General features: G+C 64.2%; 18 protein-coding genes. 5 read left to right on the plus strand and 13 right to left on the minus strand.

All coding sequences use genetic code 11. From position 1 onward, the window contains the following. Positions 1-176: 176 nt before the first annotated feature. The 5 genes from NKJ04_RS09185 to NKJ04_RS09205 form a co-directional block, all read right to left on the minus strand. Complete coding sequence (locus NKJ04_RS09185) at positions 177-1,226, minus strand: ABC transporter permease (RefSeq protein WP_128303519.1); 1,050 nt, start codon at positions 1,224-1,226, stop codon at positions 177-179. Beyond that, positions 1,223-2,020, minus strand: a complete 798-nt coding sequence (locus NKJ04_RS09190; protein WP_023813110.1) for an ATP-binding cassette domain-containing protein — start codon at positions 2,018-2,020, stop codon at positions 1,223-1,225. The genes NKJ04_RS09185 and NKJ04_RS09190 overlap by 4 nt, the downstream gene beginning before the upstream one ends. Before the next feature lie 89 nt (positions 2,021-2,109). After that, positions 2,110-3,123 (minus strand): substrate-binding domain-containing protein, encoded by a 1,014-nt coding sequence (locus tag NKJ04_RS09195; RefSeq protein ID WP_352674441.1) that lies wholly within the window; start codon positions 3,121-3,123, stop codon positions 2,110-2,112. A gap of 100 nt (positions 3,124-3,223) precedes the next feature. Then, positions 3,224-4,132: a sugar phosphate isomerase/epimerase family protein gene (locus NKJ04_RS09200; protein WP_352442257.1), complete on the minus strand. Its 909-nt coding sequence runs from the start codon at positions 4,130-4,132 to the stop codon at positions 3,224-3,226. Further along, positions 4,129-5,160: a Gfo/Idh/MocA family protein gene (locus NKJ04_RS09205; protein ID WP_352674443.1), complete on the minus strand. Its 1,032-nt coding sequence runs from the start codon at positions 5,158-5,160 to the stop codon at positions 4,129-4,131. Before NKJ04_RS09205 ends, NKJ04_RS09200 begins: the two co-directional genes overlap by 4 nt. A gap of 196 nt (positions 5,161-5,356) precedes the next feature. Here NKJ04_RS09205 and NKJ04_RS09210 point away from each other — a divergent pair, with 196 nt between their 5' ends. Further along, positions 5,357-6,382 carry a LacI family DNA-binding transcriptional regulator gene (locus tag NKJ04_RS09210; RefSeq protein ID WP_023813114.1) on the plus strand — a complete coding sequence of 342 codons (1,026 nt, stop codon included), beginning with the start codon at positions 5,357-5,359 and terminating at the stop codon, positions 6,380-6,382. Positions 6,383-6,523: 141 nt separating this feature from the next. On the opposite strand, the gene NKJ04_RS09215 is transcribed toward NKJ04_RS09210, so the two are convergent. Both NKJ04_RS09215 and NKJ04_RS09220 read right to left on the minus strand, forming a co-directional pair. Further along, complete coding sequence (locus NKJ04_RS09215) at positions 6,524-8,077, minus strand: trimethylamine methyltransferase family protein (RefSeq protein ID WP_352674445.1); 1,554 nt, start codon at positions 8,075-8,077, stop codon at positions 6,524-6,526. A 12-nt stretch (positions 8,078-8,089) separates the two neighbouring features. Next, complete coding sequence (locus NKJ04_RS09220) at positions 8,090-10,501, minus strand: GcvT family protein (RefSeq protein WP_352674447.1); 2,412 nt, start codon at positions 10,499-10,501, stop codon at positions 8,090-8,092. 295 nt (positions 10,502-10,796) lie between these two features. Here NKJ04_RS09220 and NKJ04_RS09225 point away from each other — a divergent pair, with 295 nt between their 5' ends. Together NKJ04_RS09225 and NKJ04_RS09230 are read left to right on the plus strand one after the other, a co-directional pair. Continuing rightward, positions 10,797-12,281 (plus strand): esterase-like activity of phytase family protein, encoded by a 1,485-nt coding sequence (locus NKJ04_RS09225; RefSeq protein WP_352674449.1) that lies wholly within the window; start codon positions 10,797-10,799, stop codon positions 12,279-12,281. Positions 12,282-12,451: 170 nt separating this feature from the next. Next, positions 12,452-13,924: an MATE family efflux transporter gene (locus tag NKJ04_RS09230; protein ID WP_502897894.1), complete on the plus strand. Its 1,473-nt coding sequence runs from the start codon at positions 12,452-12,454 to the stop codon at positions 13,922-13,924. 33 nt (positions 13,925-13,957) lie between these two features. On the opposite strand, the gene NKJ04_RS09235 is transcribed toward NKJ04_RS09230, so the two are convergent. Next, a complete protein-coding gene (locus NKJ04_RS09235) occupies positions 13,958-15,169 on the minus strand; it encodes an MFS transporter (RefSeq protein ID WP_352674452.1) in 1,212 nt (403 codons plus the stop codon). A gap of 184 nt (positions 15,170-15,353) precedes the next feature. After that, positions 15,354-15,755 carry an SH3 domain-containing protein gene (locus NKJ04_RS09240; protein WP_023813119.1) on the minus strand — a complete coding sequence of 134 codons (402 nt, stop codon included), beginning with the start codon at positions 15,753-15,755 and terminating at the stop codon, positions 15,354-15,356. 242 nt (positions 15,756-15,997) lie between these two features. Between NKJ04_RS09240 and NKJ04_RS09245 the strand changes: the two genes are divergently transcribed. Then, positions 15,998-16,573: a TMEM175 family protein gene (locus tag NKJ04_RS09245; RefSeq protein ID WP_127293041.1), complete on the plus strand. Its 576-nt coding sequence runs from the start codon at positions 15,998-16,000 to the stop codon at positions 16,571-16,573. Positions 16,574-16,626: 53 nt separating this feature from the next. On the opposite strand, the gene NKJ04_RS09250 is transcribed toward NKJ04_RS09245, so the two are convergent. After that, complete coding sequence (locus NKJ04_RS09250; protein WP_023813121.1) at positions 16,627-16,908, minus strand: hypothetical protein; 282 nt, start codon at positions 16,906-16,908, stop codon at positions 16,627-16,629. 188 nt (positions 16,909-17,096) lie between these two features. Here NKJ04_RS09250 and NKJ04_RS09255 point away from each other — a divergent pair, with 188 nt between their 5' ends. Continuing rightward, positions 17,097-17,963: an SDR family NAD(P)-dependent oxidoreductase gene (locus NKJ04_RS09255; protein ID WP_128303508.1), complete on the plus strand. Its 867-nt coding sequence runs from the start codon at positions 17,097-17,099 to the stop codon at positions 17,961-17,963. Positions 17,964-17,966: 3 nt separating this feature from the next. On the opposite strand, the gene NKJ04_RS09260 is transcribed toward NKJ04_RS09255, so the two are convergent. From NKJ04_RS09260 to NKJ04_RS09270, 3 genes are all read right to left on the minus strand, one after another. Continuing rightward, on the minus strand, positions 17,967-18,392 hold the full coding sequence (locus tag NKJ04_RS09260; protein ID WP_352674454.1) for a low affinity iron permease family protein: 426 nt from the start codon (positions 18,390-18,392) through the stop codon (positions 17,967-17,969). A gap of 304 nt (positions 18,393-18,696) precedes the next feature. Then, positions 18,697-19,338, minus strand: coding sequence for a transferase hexapeptide repeat family protein (locus tag NKJ04_RS09265; protein ID WP_352674456.1), 642 nt, complete (start codon positions 19,336-19,338; stop codon positions 18,697-18,699). A 149-nt stretch (positions 19,339-19,487) separates the two neighbouring features. Beyond that, positions 19,488-20,003 (minus strand): CreA family protein, encoded by a 516-nt coding sequence (locus NKJ04_RS09270; protein ID WP_352674458.1) that lies wholly within the window; start codon positions 20,001-20,003, stop codon positions 19,488-19,490. Between the last annotated feature and the right edge of the window lie 114 nt (positions 20,004-20,117).

Here is a 20,117-nt window from a genome sequence, read left to right on the forward strand (position 1 = left end):
CTCAAACGCGTCACCACGGTGCAGAATTCTGCTCCGCTGCATTCCTGGGCGAAGGTCGCGGCATGGATCCTCGGGTCTTCGCGACGGAGCTGCGCTCCTGCTTCGCCCGTGGATGACGAAGTGATTGATGTCTCCGCCAATCGTCAAGGCATGCGGTCCGCCAACGAAACAATCCCTCACCGATACCGCGCCTGGTTCCATTTATGCCCGAGCAGCGACAGGATGATGATCAGGCCGTTGAAGAACTGGACGTAGAAGCCGCTCAACCCCGCCGCGACGACGCCGGTCTGGATGAAGGACACGGTGACGGCGCCGATGGCGCCGCCGACGACCGTGCCGATGCCGCCCCAGGTCGGCGTGCCGCCGACGAACACCGAGGCCAGCACCGGCAGGAGATAGCCGTCGCCGGCGGTCGGCCACCAGGTGAAGTTGATCATCACCGAGAAGGTGCCGGCGAGCGCCGCACCGATGCCGACGAAGACGAACACTTTCACCCGCACGCGCTTGACGTCGATGCCCATTTGCTGGGCGCTGTCGGGATTGTCGCCCACCACCCTCACCTGCGCGCCGAAGCGATGCCTGTTATAGAGCATCGCCGACAGTACGACGAAGCCGATGGCCCAGAAGATCTGCACCGGAATGCCCAGGAGCTGGCTTGAGAAGATCGTGTAGGCCCAGCTGTCGCTGAGGCTGGTCAGCGCCATCGACTTGCCTTCGTTGATGATCTGGATCAGGCCGCGCAGCAGGAAATTCATGCCGAGCGTGGCGATCAGCGACGACAGTCCGCCATAGACGACCAGCGAGCCTACCAGGAAGCCGAGCAGCATGCCGGTGACGAGCGCCGCGGCGATGCCGAGAAACGGATCGTAGCCGGCCTGCACGACCAGCGCGAAGACCCATGAGGCAAAACCCATTGTTGCCGGAAACGACAAGTCGATCTCGCCGCAGGTGACGACGAAGACCAGCGGCACCACCACGAACAGCGCAACGGGGAGCGTCGTCAGCACCGAGCGGTAGAGATACCAGGTGGTGAAGACGGTCGGGTTGGCGATCAGGAACACCGTCATCATGACGATGAACACGGCGAGCGTGCCGAGCGCGGCACGGTTGTCGAGGATGAAGCCGCGCATCCAGTGATCGGATGGGTGTTTCCACTCTTTCTGGGCACTGGGGCGGGGAATGCCGGCGGACGGCTCGTGCAGGTCGGGCTCCATGGTCTTGCTCATCGTGCTCTCTGCTCCGCGTCGCCGGCATCGTGCAGCCCGGCCAATCCGCCGGGATGCGCGACCTCTTCCATGAAGTTGATGAGATCTTCGGCCGACTTGACCTCGCTGCGGTCGGTCGTCAGTGCGACCTTGCCACGGTCGAGCACGACGAAGCGGTCGGCGATGTCGAAGACATGATGGATGTTGTGGCCGATGAACAGAATCGAGCGGCCGCTCGCCCGCACCTGACGCACGAAATGGAACACCTTGGCGGTTTCGGTCAGCGACAACGCCGTCGTCGGCTCGTCGAGGACGATCAACTCCGCCTGCTTGTAGATGGCGCGGGCGATCGCCACGCCCTGGCGCTCGCCACCCGAAAGCTGGCCGACGATCGACTGCGGCGTGAACACTTTCGAGGTGAAGCCGATCTCGCGCATCAGCCGGCTTGCCTCCTCGATCTCCTTGTTGACCCTGAGAAAGCCCAGGAATCCGGTCAGCTCGCGGCCCATGAAGATGTTGCGAACGATGGTCTGCTGCACGGCCAGCGCCCGGTCCTGGAACACCGTCTCGATGCCGGCCTCGCGGGAACGCGCGGCGCTCCACCCGGTCACCGGCTTGCCGCGCACGAGGATTTCGCCACTGGTCGGCTTGACCACGCCGGAGAGGATCTTGATCAGCGTCGACTTGCCGGCGCCATTGTCGCCGAGCAGGCCGACGACCTCGCCGCGGTCGACGCTGAGATTGACCCCGCCCAGTGCATAGACCTGGCCATAGGATTTGCTGATGTCGCGCAGTTCGATGAGGCGTTCTGCCATCGGATCCTCGCTTTGATTGTCGCTTGCCGGCTTCGTCGCCAGCGGTCCCACCGGCCGGGGCCTGAGATCCCGGCCGGCGGCTTGGGAGGTCAGCGCAGCGCCTGCTTGGCGAGCTCGGCGACGATCTCGTAATTTTCGGGCGTGACGAAGCCGGCGCCGGTGTCGACATTCATCGGCGCCAGCCCCAGCACCACCTGCTGGCAGAGGCTGAGGATCGGCAGATAGCCCTGCAGGAACGGTTGCTGGTCGGCGGTCAATTGCACCCAGCCGCCCTTGAAGCCCTCGACGATCTGCGGACTGGTGTCAAAGCCGAAATTGAAGATCTCGCCCGCCTTGCGTCCCGCCGCCTGCATGTAGGTCGAGACATTGCCGAGCATCTGCCCACCGGGATAGCCGACCGCCTTGACGTCGGGATTGTTGAGCAGCGCCGCGGTGATCACCGGAATGGCCAGATTGGGATCGGACGCCCATTCGCCGCTCGGCGGTGAGGACAACTGGATGACCTCGACGCCGGCCTCCTTGAGCGCCGCCACCGTGCCGCGCTCGCGCGCGCCGCGACTTTCGTTTTCGAACGGACCGATCATGATCGCCTTGTCGCCGGCCTTCAGCTTGCCGAGCTTGAACGCCTCGGCGCCGAGCGCGCGGCCCTGCTGTTCCTGCTGGGCGCCGACATAGCCGCCGCCAAATGCCGCCATCACCTTCGGCACCGGCACGTTCTGATACATCATCTTGATGTCGTCCTTGTGCGCCTGTTCGGCGAGCGGCATGATCGACGCGTCGCCCGGATGGCCCATCATGGCGATGCCGTTGGGCTTGACCGCGACGGCCTCGCGCAGTTGCTGCACCATCTTTTCGATGTCCCACTGGGAGAAGATGTAGTCGACCTTCGGCCCGAGATCGGTCTCTGCCTGCTTGGCGCCATTATAGACGATGGTGCCGAAAGCGTCGCCCTCGGCGCCGCCGACGAAGAAGCGGATGTGGACATCCTTGCACCATTTGGCGTCGAGCGCCTGCGCGGGCAAGGTGGAGATCGCAGCGGCAAGCACCGTGGCGGCGGCCACGACGGTCGAGCGCAGAACGGTCCTTCTCATCGTCATGCTCATGCACTTATCCTCCCTTTTTGTCCTCGCAAGCGAGGGGTTTCGACATTCGCTTCGGAAATGCTCGCTACAGACATCCCGGCCGGCTCCTCCCGCCGGCCGATCACATCGGGTTCGGCAGGTAGCTGGCGCCTCCCCGGCATTGCTTCAGATATTCCAGCGCCCGCACCTGCCCGGTGATCTCGAGATCGTCGCGATAGACCGGGTCGTGCCAGCCTTCGATATCGATGGCACCCTTGTACCCGGCCAGCCGCAATTCGCTGATCACCCGCGTCCAGTCGCTGTCGCCGAAGCCTGGCGTGCGCATCTGCACGAACGGCAAACGGCCGAACACGCCATGCTCGCGGATGACATCCCAGCGCACCGTCGCGTCCTTGCCGTGCACATGGAAGATGCGCGGCGCCCATTTGCGGATCTGCGGCATCGGATCGATCAGATAGACGAGCTGGTGGCAGGGCTCCCATTCGAGGCCCAGATTGTCGTCCGGCACTTCGTTGAACATCATCTCCCAGGCGTCCGGATTGTGGGCGATGTTCCAGTCACCGGCGGCCCAGTTGCCGTCCATGGCGCAGTTCTCGAAGGCGATGCGCACGCCCTTGTCCGCAGCGCGTTTGGCAAGCCGCCCCCAGACTTCCTTGAAGCGCGGCAGGCTCTCCGGCAGTGGCTTGCCGCGCAGACGGCCGGTGAAGCCGCTGACCATCGAGGTGCCGAACAGATGCGCATTGTCGATCACGGTTTCCCACGCTGCGAGCACGCCGCGATCGACCTCGCCGTCTTCCAGCGGATTGCCGAACACGCCGAGCGAGGACACGGTGACGTCGGCATCGCCGATCGCCTCGCGGATCTGGCCGGCGAGAAGCGGCAGGTCCTTGCCGCCAAGCGTCTGCCAGAAGAAGGGCTGGATGCTCTCGAAGCCGTGCGGCAGGATCTGTTTGACGTAAGCCGCCGGGTCGTCGAGATTGGCCCGCACCATGGTGCCGATCCGGATGTCGAGAAGCGGGTTCGGCGTCATTGTGCGTCCTCTGCGATTGTCACGCGGCGGCCGGTCTCGGCGCTTTCGATGGCGCCGAAAACCATGGCCAGGCTCTTGATGTTGTCGGCGCCGCGCGTTTCCGGTTCGGTGCCGGTCTCGATGGCGTGCACGAAATCCTGGAGAATGCCGAGATGGCCGCCGACGCGATCGGACGCATCGAGCGGCGGCACCGCGATCGACTGGGTTTTGTCGAACATCCCGTCGCGGCCCGGCATCACTGCTTCTGCCCTCAGGTCGTCATGACCGTCCCAGATGAGGCTGCCGCGCTCGGCGACGATGCGCCATGTACTTTCCCAACTGGTGCGGAAGCCGGCGGCGCACCAGCTGCCGGCATAGGTGAAGACCTTGCCGCGGCCGAGATCGAAGACGGCGCTGGCCGACGATCCCTGCCGGTACCAGGAATTGGCCGGCTCCCATTCCTGGCAATAGACATTGGCCGGCTCGCCGGCGACCATGTAGCGGGCGGCGTCGAAGGTGTGGATCGCCATGTCGAGCAGCAGCACATGCGCCATCTCCTCGCGAAAGCCGCCGAAATGCGGCGCGACGAAGAAGTCGGCGTGGATGCTGGTCGGCGTACCAATGGCGCCGGAATCCAGGAACCTGCGGATGCGCCTGACATTGGCGACATAGCGACGGTTCTGCACGACGGCGTGAATGCACCCGGCGCGGCGCGCGGCCTCGACGATGGCGCGCGCATTTTCCGGACTGTCGGCGAGCGGCTTTTCCGTCAGCAGATGGCAATTGTGGGCAAAAGCGGAAAAAGCGACTTCGCGCCGGGCGGCTGGAACCACCACGTCGAACACCGCTTGCGGTTTGGTCTGGTCGAGCACGGCGTCGAGATTGCTGCCGATGAAGGCATTGGTGAGATCGTATTCGCGCGCCCTCGCCCGTGCCCTCTCGGCATCGATATCCACGAGGCCGACAAGGGTGAGCCCGCGGATCTGCCTGATGGCATCGAGCCAGGCCTTGCTCATCGCTCCGCAGCCGACCAGGACGACATCGATCATCCAGCGCTCCTCCTCCGCTCGGTCCCTCCAGACCGATCGTCACGGCATCCACGGCAGGACCGTAAACGTTTTTCCGTAAACGTTTACGAGAACACACCCGAAGGCGTAGAATGTCAATTGGCCGTTGGCGAAAATCGTCCTGTCGCCTTGGCCTGAGCGGCTACCGGTGCTAGCCAAGCAAGGGGAGTACAGTCACTTGGCATCCAGCATTCACGACCTTGCCCGTCACTTGAACATATCGATCGGCACGGTGTCGCGAGCGCTGAACGGTCGCGCCGATGTAAATGCCGACACGCGCCAGCGCGTGCTCGAGGCGGCCAGGACGCTCAACTATTCGCCGAACCAGTCCGGCCGCAGCCTGAGGCAAGGCGCCACCCATTCGATCGCCTTCATGCTGCAGCCGCATCCCGGTGACCAGCAATATGGTGAGCCGTTCTTCATTCCATTCCTGATCGGGCTGCAGGCCAGGCTTGCCGAAAGCGGGCTCGACCTGACCGTGGTCATGGGGGCGCCAGGCGACTACCAGCAGGAGCGCCTGCGCCGTGTCGTCGAAACGCGCCGCGCCGACGCGGTGCTGCTGGCCTGGACGCGGCGCGAGGACGAGCGCATCGACTATCTCACGCAAGCCGGCTTTCCCTTCGCCACGCTCGGCCGCAGTCGCTCCGGGGCCAAGTCCTATCCTTCCCTCGACCTCGATTTCGAGAAGGCCGGCGCCGACGCCGTCGACCGCCTGGTGGCGCGCGGCCACCGCCGCATCGCCGCCGTCCGTCCGTCGCTCGACCTCAACTTCGGCTATTTGTTCCTGGCCGGCTACCGCAAGGCCCTAAAGCGGCACGGCATCGAGATCGACCCCGAGCTGATCGCCTCCGGCTTCATCAACGAGGCCGGCGGCTACGAGGTGACGCCTCAGGTGATGCGCTCCAAGGCCCCGCCAACCGCCATCATCTTCAACAATGATGCAATGGCGCTGGGCGGCTGCAAGGCGCTGGCCGAGATGGGCATCAGGCCGGGCCACGACATGGCGGTGACCGTCATCGTCGACACGCCGCTCTGCCGCTATTTTTCCCCGGCTCTGACCGCCTTCCGCCCGGCGCTGGAGCCAATGGGACAACGCCTCGCCGAAATGCTGCTGGCGTCGCTTCCCGCCTTCGCCGGCCCGGAAGGTCCACGGATCATGCGCGAGGTCTGGCCGCTGGAACTGGTGGCGCGCGACAGTGATTGATGGTGGCAGCAGGACCGCCGATGTCGTCGTCCCCTCAAACAGCACACCGGTGCGCAGTGCACCGGCCGCAACCTTGAATGCGCGGGAGGCGCTGCAGGTTCCGGATCGCGCCACAATGAGGGCGATCAGCGAGAGCAAGTCTTAAGATACCGGCGCCGCTCCGCCCTCTGCCGTGCGCCGCGCGATAAACTCATCCAGCACGCCGGCGGTGGCGGCAGCCGTTGCCGGCGGCGCGAAATCGGAAAGCACCCGCCTCCAGACACCGGTGGCGCGCTCGCTCGCCGTCTTCGAGCCGCTCTGCGTCCAGTTGCCGAAATTCGACCAGTCGGCCACCAGCGGTTCGTAGAAGGCGGTGCGGTAGCGCGCCATGGTGTGGCCGGCCGAGAAGAAGTGGCCGCCCGGCTGCACCTCGGCGATCGCTTCGAAACCGATGGAATCGCTGTCGCCAGGCGTCGGGGCACAGAGCTCGGCCACTGTCTGCAAAGCCTCGATGTCGGTGACCAGCTTTTCGAAGGAAACGCTTAAGCCCCCCTCCAGCCAGCCGGCGGCATGGATGCACATCGTCGCCCCGGCCAGCACCGAACCCCACAGCGCGAACTGCGTCTCGTGCGCGGCCTGCGCGTCGGAGATGTTGGCCGCACTGCCGCCGCCGGACCGCCACGGCAGCCCGGTGAAGCGCGCCAGCTGACCGGCGCCCAGCGTCGCCTTGACATGCTCGGGCGTACCGAAGGCTGGCGCGCCGGATTTCATGTCGACATTGGAGGAGAACGAACCATAGACGACCGGCGCACCCGGCCGCACGATCTGCGCTAGCGTCAGCCCGGCCAGCGCTTCGGCGTGCTGCAGCGTCAACGCGCCGGCCACCGTGATCGGCGCCATGGCGCCTGCCAGGCAGAACGGCGTGATGACGGAGATTTGGCCCGCGCGGGCGAAATCGATGATGCCTTGCGCCATCGGGATGTCGAGCTGGCGCGGCGAGTTGGTGTTGATGACGGTGTAGCAATATGCATTTGCCAGAAACTCGTCCTGCGACAGGCCGCGCGCCAGCCGCAGCATCTCGAACCCGTCCTCGACCTGCGGCGTACCGCGCGCGAAGACGAATGGAAACTTGTCCGACAGCGTCAGCTGCGCGCGGTTGACGGCATAGTGCCGAAAGCGGTTGTCGACATCCTGCGGTTCGATGCAGGGCCCCAGCATATGCAGCACGTCGAAATGCTGCACCAGCCGCATGAGATCCTCGAAATCCGCCAGTGTTCCCGGCCGCCGGCCGCGCTCGAGATCGGTGACGTTCGGTGCTCCGCTCCCGGCCAGGAACGCCATCGAGCCAAGTTCGAGCGTCAAATCGCGCGCGCGGGAACCGGCATGGGCGTGGATCGAGTTCGGCGCCGAGGCCAGTGCCGCCGTCACCATGTCGCGACCGATGCGCACCATGTCGGTGTCCGGATCGACCAGGGCGCCGGCATTGGCGAAAAGCTCACGCGCCTGCGGCAGCAGCACCTTGATGCCGAGCTCTTCCAGCACGCGCAACGCCGTGTCATGGATGGCGGCGACCTGATCATCCGAGAAGATCGGCTGCGGCAGGAACGGATTCTTCAGCGAATGGTAATTGGGCCGGCGGCTGCTTTCGCTGCCTGCCTCGCCCGTGCGTCCACGCCGGCGCTCGCGCCTGCTGTCCCGTGCCGCGTCATCGACCATGGTGTATTCTCCTCATTGCCGCATCGCCTTGCCCTCGGGATCGTAGGGCGAGGCCGCGATGACGCGTGCCGGCCGCTCGACGCCTACAATGTGCACCGAAAGCGCCGTCCCCTCCTCGGCAAAATCGTCGTCCACCAACGCCAGTGCGACGCTCTTGCCGATCGTGTAACCAAATCCGCCCGAGGTGACGAAACCGACGCGCCGACTGTCATGCCAGACTGGCTCGAAACCGCTGGCATCGGCATCAATAGCGTCGATCTCCAGCGTCACGATCCGCTGCGAGGCACCGGCGTCGCGCTCCTTCAACGCCGCTTCGCGGCCGATGAAGTCGCTCTTGCCGAAAGCGATGAACCGGTCGAGACCGGTCTGGCCCGGCGTGTAGCCTTGCGTGAATTCGCGCGACCAGATGCCAAAGCTCTTCTCCAGCCGCAGCGCATTGAGCGCATAGTAGCCGATTTCGGCAAGGCCCAGATCCTCGCCAGCGCCCAGCAGCGTGTCGCGCAGAGTGGCATGCATGGTCACGGGGCAACTGATTTCGAAGCCGAGTTCGCCTGATATCGACAGCCGCGCAACACGTGCCTGCACCATGCCGATATCAAATGCGCCGCAGGCCATGAACGGCAGCGCTGCGCCGGAAACATCCTGATGCGTCGTTCGCTCCAGTATTTTGCGCGCGTTCGGCCCCGTCAGCAGAAAGCCGCTCATCGTGTCGGAGAGGTCGTCGACGGTGACGCCTTCAGCCGCATGGCTCTCGAACCAGCGCATGTGGAATTCCCGGAGATAGTAGGAGCCCATCAGCCAATAGCTGCCGCCGCCCCAGTTGAAGACGGTGAGGTCGCCCTTCAGCCGTCCGTCATGACCGAGCATCGGCGCCAGGCCGGCCCGCCCCGGCTTCGGCAGCCTGCAGGCGAGCAGCCGGTCGAGCCAGGCTTCCGCACTTGGCCCCGCCACCGCATAGCGCGAATAGGCCGAGATATCGACGAGACCGGCGGCGCGCCGCACCTGCAGCGCCTCGTCGCCGACGATGTCGAAGGCGTTGGAGCGCCGCAGCGTCGTGTTCTCGGCAAATCCCATCGGCGCGAAATAGGCCGGGATTTCCAGCCCCCACGACGCTGTCCATTCGCATCCCGCGGCCGTCATGCCGTCATAGGCGCCGGGGCGTTTCAGCGGCCGGCCGGCGGGCAGCCGCTCATTGGGAAAGGTCATGACGAAGCGGCGCGAATAGAACTGGCGTGTCGTCTGCTTGAGATATTCCCGGTTGGCGGCGAAGGCGCCGTAGCGGGCAATGTCCATGCCAAAGATGTCGGCCTGCGGTTCGCCGAAAATCATCCATTCGGCCAGCGACTTGCCGACGCCGCCGCCCTGGCTGAAACCGGCCATGACGCCGCAGGCGACCCAGTAATTCTTCAGCCCGCGCACCGGCCCGACAATCGGATTGCCGTCCGGCGTGAAGGTGAAGGCGCCGTTGACCCATTTGCGGATGCCGGCCGTCGCCAAGCAAGGGAAGCGCTCATGCGCCTTGGCGAGTTCCGGGCTGATGCGATCGATGTCTTCCGGGATCAGTTCGATGCCGTAGTCCCATGGCGCGCCATCCATTTTCCAGTGCTTCGGGTTCTGCTCGTAAACGCCCAGCAGCACGCCCTTGCGCTCCTGCCGGAGATACGAAAAGCCGTCGAGATCGACGGCGATGCCGATTTCCTTGTCCAGCGCCGCGATCTCGGGAATGTCCTCAGTGATGAAATAATGGTGCTCCATCGGCGTCACCGGCAGGTCGACGCCGGCCATGCGACCGAGCTGCTTTGCCCACAGCCCGCCGGCATTGACGACATGCTCGGCGATGATGGTGCCCTGCTCCGTGACGACATCCCAGCGACCGTCGGCGCGCGGCTTCAACTCGACCACCCGGTTGCGCAGTATGATGTCGGCGCCGCGCTTTTTTGCAGCGCCGGCATAGGCGTGCGTCGTACCGTACGGGTCGAGATGGCCTTCGTTGGAATCATGCAGACCGCCAAGCACGCCGGAGACGTCGACGATCGGGCAGATCGCCTTGATCTCGTCGGGCGTGACGAGGCGCGCGGTCTCGATGCCTACCGACTGGAACACCGCCCAAGCTGATTTCAGCCACTCCCAGCGCGCGGGATCGCTGGCGATGTTGACGCCGCCCGTCATGTGCAGGCCGATATCCCAGCCGGATTCGGCCTCGATCTCCCGGTAGAGATTGATGGTGTAGTCCTGCAGCGCCGCCACGTTGGGATCCGCGTTGAGCGCATGGAAGCCCGCCGCCGCGTGCCACGTCGAACCGGCCGTCAGTTCGGCGCGCTCGATCAGCGCCACATCGCTCCAGCCGAACCGCGTCAAATGGTAGAGCACCGAGGCTCCCACCACGCCACCCCCGATGACGACTGCGCGGTAGTGCGACTTCAAGGCTTCCCCTCCACGGTTGGTCCGAAGGCCGGACTATATACCCACTAGACATAAGTGTCCAGGACCAGCGCGCGCGGCTTTTTTTGCCGGTCTGAGACTGACGGAATGATCTTCCGCCAGGCGCACGTTTCTATCGGCACGTGAAGAAGACCGCCGGCATGCACTGCGCGCTGTCACGCAAGCATCATGTTCGCGCCGTAGACCGCGTTTCGGGGAGGCCTGCGCGGCATCATCGATGTCGCGCCTCTTTCAGTTTTTTCGTCCCGCGGCACATCCGGCACAAAGAGGATTATCCATGAAACACCTGTATCGAACCGCGTCGCTCGGCGTCGCGCTGGCCTTGTTCACCGCCTTGACGCCGGCCCTCGCCGACAGCACCGCGACCGTCGGCGGCACGAGCTTTGTCAACAAAGGGCTGGTCGGCGTCGGTCGCATCCCGGCCGCTCAGCGCGACAAGTTCGGCGAGACGTTTGGTTCGGGCTCCGGCATGTCGATCGACACATCAGGCTGGACGCATGAGGCCGCTGGCTACAAAGGTTCGCTCTGGCTGCTGCCGGATCGCGGCTACAATGTCGTCGGTACCACCGACTACCGGCCGCGCCTCAACACCATCGGCATCGAGTTTACCCCGGTGGCACCAGATGCGGCACCTGCTGCCGGCCAGCGGCAGACCGGCGTCAAGGCAACGCTCGCCGACACCATGCTTCTTACCGACGACAAGGGGGCTGATGCCACAGGCCTCGATCCGCTCAACGGCGTGCGCGCGGCAAGCGGCGACATGCCGATCCTGCCGCAAGCCGACAATGGCAAGCTGGCGCTCGACAACGAGGCGATCGTGCGGCTGCCCGATGGTTCGATGTTCATCTCCGACGAATACGGCCCGAACATCTATCGGTTTTCCGCCGACGGGCATCTGCTGTCGGCAACCCAGCCACCGGCCGCCCTCGTGCCGATGCGCCACGGCACGCCGAACTTCGCCTCGGACAATCCGGGACCCGGTGCCGCCGAGCCCGATCCGAAGGATCCCGAAACCGGCCGCCAGAACAACCAAGGCCTCGAAGGCATGGCAATGACGCCAGACGGCAAGTTCCTGATCGCCGTGCTGCAGTCGGCGCCCCGGCAGGACGGCGGCGATTCGCCCGCCACGCGCCAGAACACCCGCGCCCTGGTCTACGACGCATCCGACCTCGGCCATCTCAAGCTGGCGCATGAGTATGTCGTGCCGCTGCCGGTGTTCAAGGATGCCAAGGGCAAGACCAAGGTCGCCGCGCAGAGCGAGATCGTGGCACTGTCGGATCAGACCTTCCTGATGCTGGCGCGCGACAGCGGCAACGGCCAGGGGCTGAAGGGCGACACCTCGCTTGTGCGCCAGATCTTCGTCGTCGACGTCTCGGCCGCGACCGACATCGCCGGCGGCGCCTTCGACGCCGCTGACAAGCCGGTCGCCCCCAAGGGCGTCGTCGACCCATCGGTGACACCGGCCAAGCTGACGCCATTCATCGACATCAACGACAGTGCCGAGCTCGGCCGCTTCGGCCTGCACAATGGCGCGCCCAACGACCAGGATAACCTGTCCGAGAAGTGGGAGGCGATGTCAGTGGTCAGCGTTCTGGATCCGAAGCTGCCCGACGACTACTTCCTGTTCGTCGCCAACGACAACGACTTCCTCGCCCAGGACGGTTTTCAGGTCGGCGCGCCCTACAAGGCCGAAGACGGCGCCAATGTCGACACCATGTTCCTGGTCTATCAGGTCACGCTGCCGGGTCTGACCAAGAAGTAACCACCACTGCCCGGGCGGGCGCGCTTGGCGCGTCCGCTGGGGCTCGCGGCTGGGCATGAACGGGGCAGCGGCCTTTCAACCGTGCGGCGCGTTCGCAAGGGTGCATCTCGGTCCCGCCTGCGATATCATCGTGGACTGGATCCAAATCACCATCCGCCGAGCTGCCCGCCATGGACGAAAAAATGCCCGCGCGCCGGCGCACCGGCGACCTGACCAGCGGCCCGATCCCGCGCACGCTTCTGCTGTTCGCCCTGCCGGTGCTCGGCTCCAACGTGCTGCAGTCGCTCAACGGTTCGATCAACGCCGTCTGGGTCGGCCGTTTCCTCGGCGAATCGGCGCTGACCGCCACCTCCAACGCCAACCTCGTCCTGTTCCTGATCCTCGGCACTGTGTTCGGCATCGGCATGGCGGCCACCATCCTGGTGGCCCAGTCGGTCGGTGCCCGCGACCTGCCCGAGGCGCGCCGCATCGTCGGCACCAGCGCGACGTTCTTCTTCCTCGTCTCGGTTGTCTTCGCGGTCTGCGGCTGGATCTGGGTCGACGCCATTCTCAACACGCTCGGCACACCGGCCGATGCCTTGCCGCTGGCGCGCTCCTATCTGCGCATCATCTTCGTCGCCGTGCCGATGATGAACCTTCTGTCCTTCGTCATGACCGTGCTGCGCGGTGCCGGCGATTCACGCACGCCCTTCTTCTTCATGGCGCTGGCCGTCGCCCTCGACATCGTGCTCAACCCATTGCTCATCGCCGGCATCGGGCCGTTTCCCGAGCTCGGTATCGCAGGCTCCGCCACGTCGACGCTGATCGGCCAGACGGTAAGCGTGATCGCCATCCTGATCGTGCTCTATGTGCGCAAGCATCCGCTGCGGCTGGCCGGCGCCAACCTCGCTCTGCTGCGGCCCGATCCCACCTTGCTTCGCATCGTCGTCTTCAAGGGCGTGCCGATGGGTCTGCAGATGATTGTCATCTCGGCGGCTGCATTGACAGTGATGGGCATGGTCAACTCCAACGGCTCGCAGGTCGCCGCCGCTTACGGCATCGCCGCCCAGCTGTGGACCTATATCCAGATGCCGGCGCTCGCCATCGGCGCCGCGGTGTCCTCGATGGCGGCGCAAAATGTCGGCGCCGGGCGCTGGGACCGGATCGGCCGCATCGCCGCCTCCGGTGTAGGCTTCAACCTGGTCCTGACCGGCGCGCTGGTTGCCGTGCTGTCGGTTTTCGACCGTTCGGTGCTGAGCCTGTTCCTGAGCAGCGACAGCGCGGCGATCGACATCGCCGTCCACATCAACAATGTCGCCTCGTGGTCGTTCATTCTGTTCGGCATAACCATCGTGCTGTTTGCCACCGTAAGAGCCACGGGTGCCGTGATGCCGCCGCTGATCATCCTGGTCATTTCGGTGCTGATCGTGCGCACCGGCTTTGCCTATTTCATGCGTGGCGTGATCGGCGAGGAAGCGCTGTGGTGGAGTTTCCCGGCCGGTTCAATCAGCTCGCTTATACTGGCCGCTGCCTACTACCGTTTCGGCCGCTGGCGCACCACGCACATGATCGAGAACAGGCCGGCCGCCGGCGAGCCGCCGGACACCGGTCTTGGCGTGCCGCGCGGACGCGCGCATCTTTCGCCTGAAACACCGAACGGCTGAAGCCAACCCGGTTCCGCTGGACAGCTCCAGGGCTCAACGCCCGTGTTGTTTCAGCTCAAAAGCCAGTGCCACCAACGCAAACGCCACGATCACGCCGGCGAATGCCAGGCTGGCGGCTATAGGACTTGCATAGGTCGAAACGATGCCGATGCCGATGACGGGCAAGGCGTTGCCGACAAAGCAGCAGATGAAGAAGCTGGACACCACTTCGGCGCGACGAGCCTTCGGCGCGATCTCGTTCACCACTTGCAGCCCGCCACGGTAACCAAGCGCCGCCGCAACGCCGCAACAGGCCGTCGCAGCAACCATCAGTGCCATCGAGGCCAGTGTCTGCGCCGCCACCACCAACGAGACGCTTGGCATCATCAATGCCAGCGCAGCCAGCATCGCTTTGTTGCTCTTCATGTGCATCAGAACGACAATGCTGATCGCGGTGACGATCGCCAGTTCGAAGAACAGCGCGCCGGCGACGGCGTGGTTGGTCACATGCAGCTGCTGCGCCAGGATGCTCGGCGCCAACGCGGCGTAGAACCCGACCAGCGCCATCGCGCCGAAGCCGGTCACCGCCGGCGCGACGAAGCGCGCACGGATTTCCTCCGGGACGGAAAGTTGCGGCCGCAAGGAAAGCCGCCGCAGGCCGCCCGGCTTCGCCACCGTTTCGCGAGTGCGCCAGACCAGGATCGTTACCACCAAAAGTGCTGCCAGATAGACGATGAAGATCAGCCGCAACGGCCATGGCTCATATTCAGCCAGAAGTCCCGAAATCAGTGCGCCGAAGCCGAGGCCGAGGAAATTGGTGCTGGTGGCGATCACACTGGCGCGCGACTTGTCCGCGCCGGGAAGAAGCTCGGCAATCCACGCAGTTCCGGTCCCCGCGCCGACGCCGATGCCAAGCCCGCTCAGGATGCGGGCGACGTCGAGCGAGACGACGTTTCCGGCAAACAGGAAGACAAGCGCACTGACGATGGCGACAAGCATCGCCGCCAGGCTCGCGGGCCGGCGCCCGACGACATCGGACACCCCGCCGAACATCACCAATGCCGCCAGATTGCCGACGACATACACGGCGTAGATCAGCGTCAGGGTGATTTGTGAAAAGCCGAATTGCTGCTTGTACACGATATAGAGCGGCGTCAGCACCGTGCTGCCGGCAAACAGCACCGCAATCATCGCGGCGACGGTGGGGATTGCAAGAGCATCGCCACCTGCTCCTTCGTGCGTATGCGCAAAATTGCGAATGGCCATGGCCAACCTCGTCACCAATTTCGGGGATCGAGGATTTAACGCGGTTTCATCCACGACGTTCCAGCCGACAGGGAGGCTCCTGACAGCACCGTGGACATTGCTTGAGCGGGATATCTGCCGGCTGAACAGGCTCGGATCGGGGCCAGCGGCTCCGATCCGTCATCTATCGCTCAACCGGTCGGCCTCACCTGCAGGGGAAGCCGGGCGCGATCTTGCACTTGCCGGGGCGCGGCTTGTGCGGCGGGCGATGGTGCGGAGGACGGTGCGGCCTGTGCTGCCAGTGCGGCCGATGCGGCGGGCGCACGATGATGATCGGCGGGCGAACGATCTGGGAGCGTTCGAGATAACCGGCGCTGGCCCAGCCGCTCACGCCGCCGCCGTGGATTCTACACCAGCCCGGCTGGCAGCCGGTGACATTGACCCTGAAGCCGGCGGGCAGCGTTCCCACCCTGGCGTATCCCGCTCCCGGCCCGCTGCGGACGTTGAGGTTGGTCGAGGTGTGGGCGCTGTAGGCGAAGGCCGCGGCCGACGTCCCGAAGACCGCGGCCAGGATGGTCGCGACCACAAGCAGAAAACGAAATCTCATCAGTCCCCTCCATTCGAATCCCAGCCGTACATCTGCTTCGGCCAAGACTGCCCTGCAAGAGGAGCGGCCAAGCCAAGAAAAGTCAACGGTGGGCGGCCGTAATCGTCCTGACCAGCGGGACTGATGCCGGATTTTCCTTGGACATGGTTGAGGAATTCCCCGGTTGCCATTTATTGGCTCCCCAACATCCGCTAGCGTTTACTCTCTCTTTCGACAATTCATCGCGGGCAAAGGTGGGATCCATGGGCAAAGGCAGGGTCGAGGCATTCACCGATGGTGTCGTGGCCATCATCATCACCATCATGGTGCTTGAGTTGAAAGTGCCGCACGGCGAGGACTTCTCCGCCCTGGTGCCGTTGTGGCCGATCTTCTTCTGCTACGTGCTGTCCTTCATCAATGTCGGCATCTACTGGAACAACCTGCACAACATGTTCCACGCCGTGCAGCGGGTCGACGGGCGCGTGCTGTGGGCCAACCTCAATCTGCTGTTCTGGCTGTCGCTGATGCCGGTGACCACAGCCTTCATGGGCGAGAACCACTTTGCGCCGGTGCCGGTCGCGGTCTATGGCACCGACCTCGCGCTATGCGCCATCGCCTACACCATACTCGCCGCCGCGCTGCATCGGCTTCACGGCAATGATACCGCTTTTGCCAAGGCGCTGGGTACTGACCGCAAGGGGAAGCTCTCCCTGGCTGTCTACATCGCAGCCGTCGTGCTGACCTTCGTCAGCCAGTGGATCGGCGTCGCGCTCTATGTGCTGGTCGCGATGATATGGCTCGTACCGGATACGCGCTTTGCGCGGGTGATTGAAAAGTAGCTGTCTTCACGCATTTTCAAGGCAAAGCGTTGCACGTCTTTCCCAGAGTTGCGTTACTTGCGCATCGCTTTCAGTTTTTCCGCTACCGATGCGGCAAGGTCGGCATAGCGCTCCTCCAGCCGTTCCGCGGCCTTGATGATCGAGAAATCATGGCCGAACTTTTCCAGCGCCATACGCAGCTTCTCGACGAACTCGGCTTGTTTCTCCAAGGCGGAAAAGAGCGTCTTCACCTGCGTTTCGCTGATGTCGGGATTGGCCAGCATCTGCGGCACCTCGCGGCCCATCTGGTCGCCAATGGCGGTCTGTTCCTTCAGGATTGCAACCCAGTCCGTCAATCAGGAAATCTCCGTTTGCCCCCAGGGCTAAAGTTTGTTTTGTCCCCAGGGCAAAATCTCTTTTGCGGAGGCAAAGGGCAACATGCGCAGCCTCGACCGCACTGGTCAACCCGACAAGGCGAGCAGAGGCTTGCACCGGCCGGCTCCGGCGCTAAGTTCGGCGCCATCGAACAAGGAACCCATCGCCCATGATCACCGACGCCGAGATCCAGACCGCCCTGCCCGCGCTTGCCCCAGGCAATGCCGCCGTGATCACCGGCGCCGCCAGCGGCATCGGTCTGGCGGCCGCCAAGCGGCTTGCACTGATGGGCATGAAGATCGTGCTGGCCGACATTGGCGGCGCGCGGCTTGACGACGCCTCGCGCGCCGTTTCTGCGATTGCCGGCGACGATGCCGTGCTTGCCGTCGCCGCCGACGTTTCGAAGGCGGATGAGGTGGACCGCCTCGCCGAGAGGGCGTTCGGCGCCTTCGACGGCGTGTCGCTGCTGATGAACAATGCCGGCGTCGGCGACAATCCCGGAAAGCCATGGGAAAACCGCGACGCCTGGAAACGGCTGCTGGACATCAATTTCTGGGGCGTCGTGCATGGCGTGGAGGCCTTCGCGCCGCGAATGCTGGCCTCGGCCGGGCCGGGTCTGATCGTCAACACCGGCTCCAAGCAAGGCATCACCACGCCGCCCGGCAACCTTGCCTACAATGTCTCCAAGGCAGGGGTGAAAACCTTCACCGAGGGCCTGGCGCATGCGTTACGCAACGAACCCGGCGCCCATGTCGCTGCCCATCTGCTGATCCCCGGCTTCACCTTTACCGGCCTGACCGAGGGCGCGACGGAAAAACCGGCCGGCGCCTGGACCGGCGAACAGGTTGTGGATTTCATGCTGGAATCCCTGACCAGAGGCGATTTCTACATCCTGTGCCCGGACAATGAGGCGGCCCGCCCGCTGGATGAAAAGCGCATGGCCTGGGCGATCGGCGATATCATTGAGAACCGCCCAGCCCTGTCGCGCTGGCATCCGGACCACAAGGACAGTTTCGCGGCGTTCATGAAGGACTGATCTTCAGGCCGCCTGCTTTTTCGACCCGCGCTTCCTCGTCACAACCTTCTTCGCTGCCATGTCGGCGATCTGTTCGTCATGCCGCTTTGCCGCACGCTCGCATTTGGCGCGGATTTCCTCGACTTCGGATTCGGTCAGATGCTCGATGCCTATGAAGTGGTTGTGGCCCTTGCCGACCCGGATCAGTTCGTCGAGTTTGGCCTGGATCGCCGCGCCGTCGCGGTTCTGAGTGTTCTGGATCAGGAAGACCATCAGGAAGGTGATGATGGTCGTGCCCGTGTTGATGACGAGCTGCCAGGTGTCCGAAAAACCGAAGAACGGACCGCTCACCGCCCAGACGGTTACGATCAGGCAACAGACGGCGAATGTCGGCGGCAGGCCGGCTATGCGGGCGACCCAGTTGGCGACCTTGGTGAAATGCTTTTCCATCTATCGAATCCCTCGACGCTGCGGCGCGATGAGAAACAACCAGCGACCGTTTCAGGTTCCCGATGCAAGCAAATACCTCAGGTACAATTGCCTACACGCATAGGGAGAATAGCCTGGAAAACACGCCTTATGGGTTCAATGTCACAATGACCCTGCAGGCGAGAGTGCCTGTTCCTTCCGCTTCACAGCGGTTTAACTCCAGCCCCTTCCGCTGCGCCACCCCCGCATGGCGGAAGGGGTTTCAGTCCGGCGGGCCTTGAAGCGCGTCGCCCGACTCCGTCTCAACGCTACGCACTTGAACTGGTCAGACGGCGTCGTTTTCCCAGCGATCGAGGAACGCTTCGATCGGCATTGCCTGCATGTCGGGAACCGCTCTGGCGAGCTTTTCGACCGGCCAGTCCCACCAGGCGAGAGCTTCGATCCGCGCCGCGATATCCGGAGCGAAGCGTGGCCGGAGTGCCTTCTCCGGCACGCCGGCGACGATCGCGTAGGGAGGCACATCACGCGTCACCACTGCGTTGGCGCCAACCACTGCGCCATTGCCGATGGTGACCCCGGGCATGATCACCGCGCCGTGGCCGATCCAGACATCATGGCCGATGGTCACCGCTTTCGCCCGCCGCCGCTCGCGGAAGGCGGCATCGACGCCCAGCCAGCGAAAATACTCGTTCGGCCGGTAGCTGAGCTTGTGCTGGGTCAGCCGCTCTATGGGATGCTCCAGCGCATTGATGCGGCTGTTGGCGGCGATCGAGCAGAATTTCCCGATCGTCGTGTAGATCGCTTCACAGTGGCGTTCAAAATAAGAGAAGTCGCCGACATTCACCTCGCGCAGCACCACTCGCTCGCCGATCGAGGCATAGCGACCGAGCTTGCACGCCTTCAGCTCCGCGGTCGGATGGATGCGTGGCTCGGGGTCTTTCGGGACGAGGTTTTCGGAACGGTCCATGCCGGCGGCTTTACCCCCAGGCGATTGGTCCCGCAAGCGGGGCCAATCGTCCGTCAGATCCTTTCCAGCAAGGATTCGCCGAGCGAATGGTCCCGCAAGCGGGACCATTCGTCCGTCCGGCCAGTTCCGGGAAGGAACTGGGCCGCCTGTTACGGCTTGCCTTTGCTCCACACCACGTTCTGGCCGTAGAGCGGCACGGTGGTGACCGACATTTTGGCCGAGCCGTTCTGCACCTGGCGCGAATGCGAGAGATAGATCAGCGTCTCATTGGGCTTGTCGTAGATGCGGTTCACCACCTGCTTCTTCCAGATCAGGCTGATGCCTTGCTTGAACACCTCCTCGCCGCCCTCGCTCATGTCGATGTCACCGATGGTGATCGGACCGGTCTGGCGGCAGGAGATCGAGGAATCGGACGGATCCTCGAACCAGTTGCCCTTGTGCAGGCGATCGATGATGCCGCGATCGAAATAGGAGACATGGCAGGTCACGCCCTCCACTTTCAGATCCTTGATCGCCTCGACGATGATGTCGTTGCCAAGCCAGTCGACGCCGACCTTGCCGACTTCCTCGGCGACAGCAGCACCGGCGCCTAGGACAACGCACGCGGCCAACGCGCCGCCGATCAGTTTTCGCCCAATCAGTCGTCGCCCAATCAGTCGTCGCAAACTAGCCTCCTGCGGTTCGAGTTGCCGGTCACAGGTGGGGCGAGCAGCCCGGCTTTGCAAGCAGATAGGTCAACACCACTGCGGTTGCGGCAACGCGGCACTTTGCCTGTGCGA

The organism is Mesorhizobium sp. M0618 (genome assembly GCF_040320765.1).
Taxonomy (GTDB): domain Bacteria; phylum Pseudomonadota; class Alphaproteobacteria; order Rhizobiales; family Rhizobiaceae; genus Mesorhizobium.

Excerpts from the sequence above, each read along its gene's own strand:
- NKJ04_RS09185 (WP_128303519.1), bottom strand. The coding sequence starts at position 1,226 with ATGAGCAAGACCATGGAGCCCGACCTGCACGAGCCGTCCGCCGGCATT.
- NKJ04_RS09190 (WP_023813110.1), bottom strand. The coding sequence starts at position 2,020 with ATGGCAGAACGCCTCATCGAACTGCGCGACATCAGCAAATCCTATGGC.
- NKJ04_RS09195 (WP_352674441.1), bottom strand. The coding sequence starts at position 3,123 with ATGAGCATGACGATGAGAAGGACCGTTCTGCGCTCGACCGTCGTGGCC.
- NKJ04_RS09200 (WP_352442257.1), bottom strand. The coding sequence starts at position 4,132 with ATGACGCCGAACCCGCTTCTCGACATCCGGATCGGCACCATGGTGCGG.
- NKJ04_RS09205 (WP_352674443.1), bottom strand. The coding sequence starts at position 5,160 with ATGATCGATGTCGTCCTGGTCGGCTGCGGAGCGATGAGCAAGGCCTGG.
- NKJ04_RS09215 (WP_352674445.1), bottom strand. The coding sequence starts at position 8,077 with ATGGTCGATGACGCGGCACGGGACAGCAGGCGCGAGCGCCGGCGTGGA.
- NKJ04_RS09225 (WP_352674449.1), top strand. The coding sequence starts at position 10,797 with ATGAAACACCTGTATCGAACCGCGTCGCTCGGCGTCGCGCTGGCCTTG.
- NKJ04_RS09230 (WP_502897894.1), top strand. The coding sequence starts at position 12,452 with ATGGACGAAAAAATGCCCGCGCGCCGGCGCACCGGCGACCTGACCAGC.
- NKJ04_RS09235 (WP_352674452.1), bottom strand. The coding sequence starts at position 15,169 with ATGGCCATTCGCAATTTTGCGCATACGCACGAAGGAGCAGGTGGCGAT.
- NKJ04_RS09240 (WP_023813119.1), bottom strand. The coding sequence starts at position 15,755 with ATGAGATTTCGTTTTCTGCTTGTGGTCGCGACCATCCTGGCCGCGGTC.
- NKJ04_RS09245 (WP_127293041.1), top strand. The coding sequence starts at position 15,998 with ATGGGCAAAGGCAGGGTCGAGGCATTCACCGATGGTGTCGTGGCCATC.
- NKJ04_RS09255 (WP_128303508.1), top strand. The coding sequence starts at position 17,097 with ATGATCACCGACGCCGAGATCCAGACCGCCCTGCCCGCGCTTGCCCCA.
- NKJ04_RS09260 (WP_352674454.1), bottom strand. The coding sequence starts at position 18,392 with ATGGAAAAGCATTTCACCAAGGTCGCCAACTGGGTCGCCCGCATAGCC.
- NKJ04_RS09265 (WP_352674456.1), bottom strand. The coding sequence starts at position 19,338 with ATGGACCGTTCCGAAAACCTCGTCCCGAAAGACCCCGAGCCACGCATC.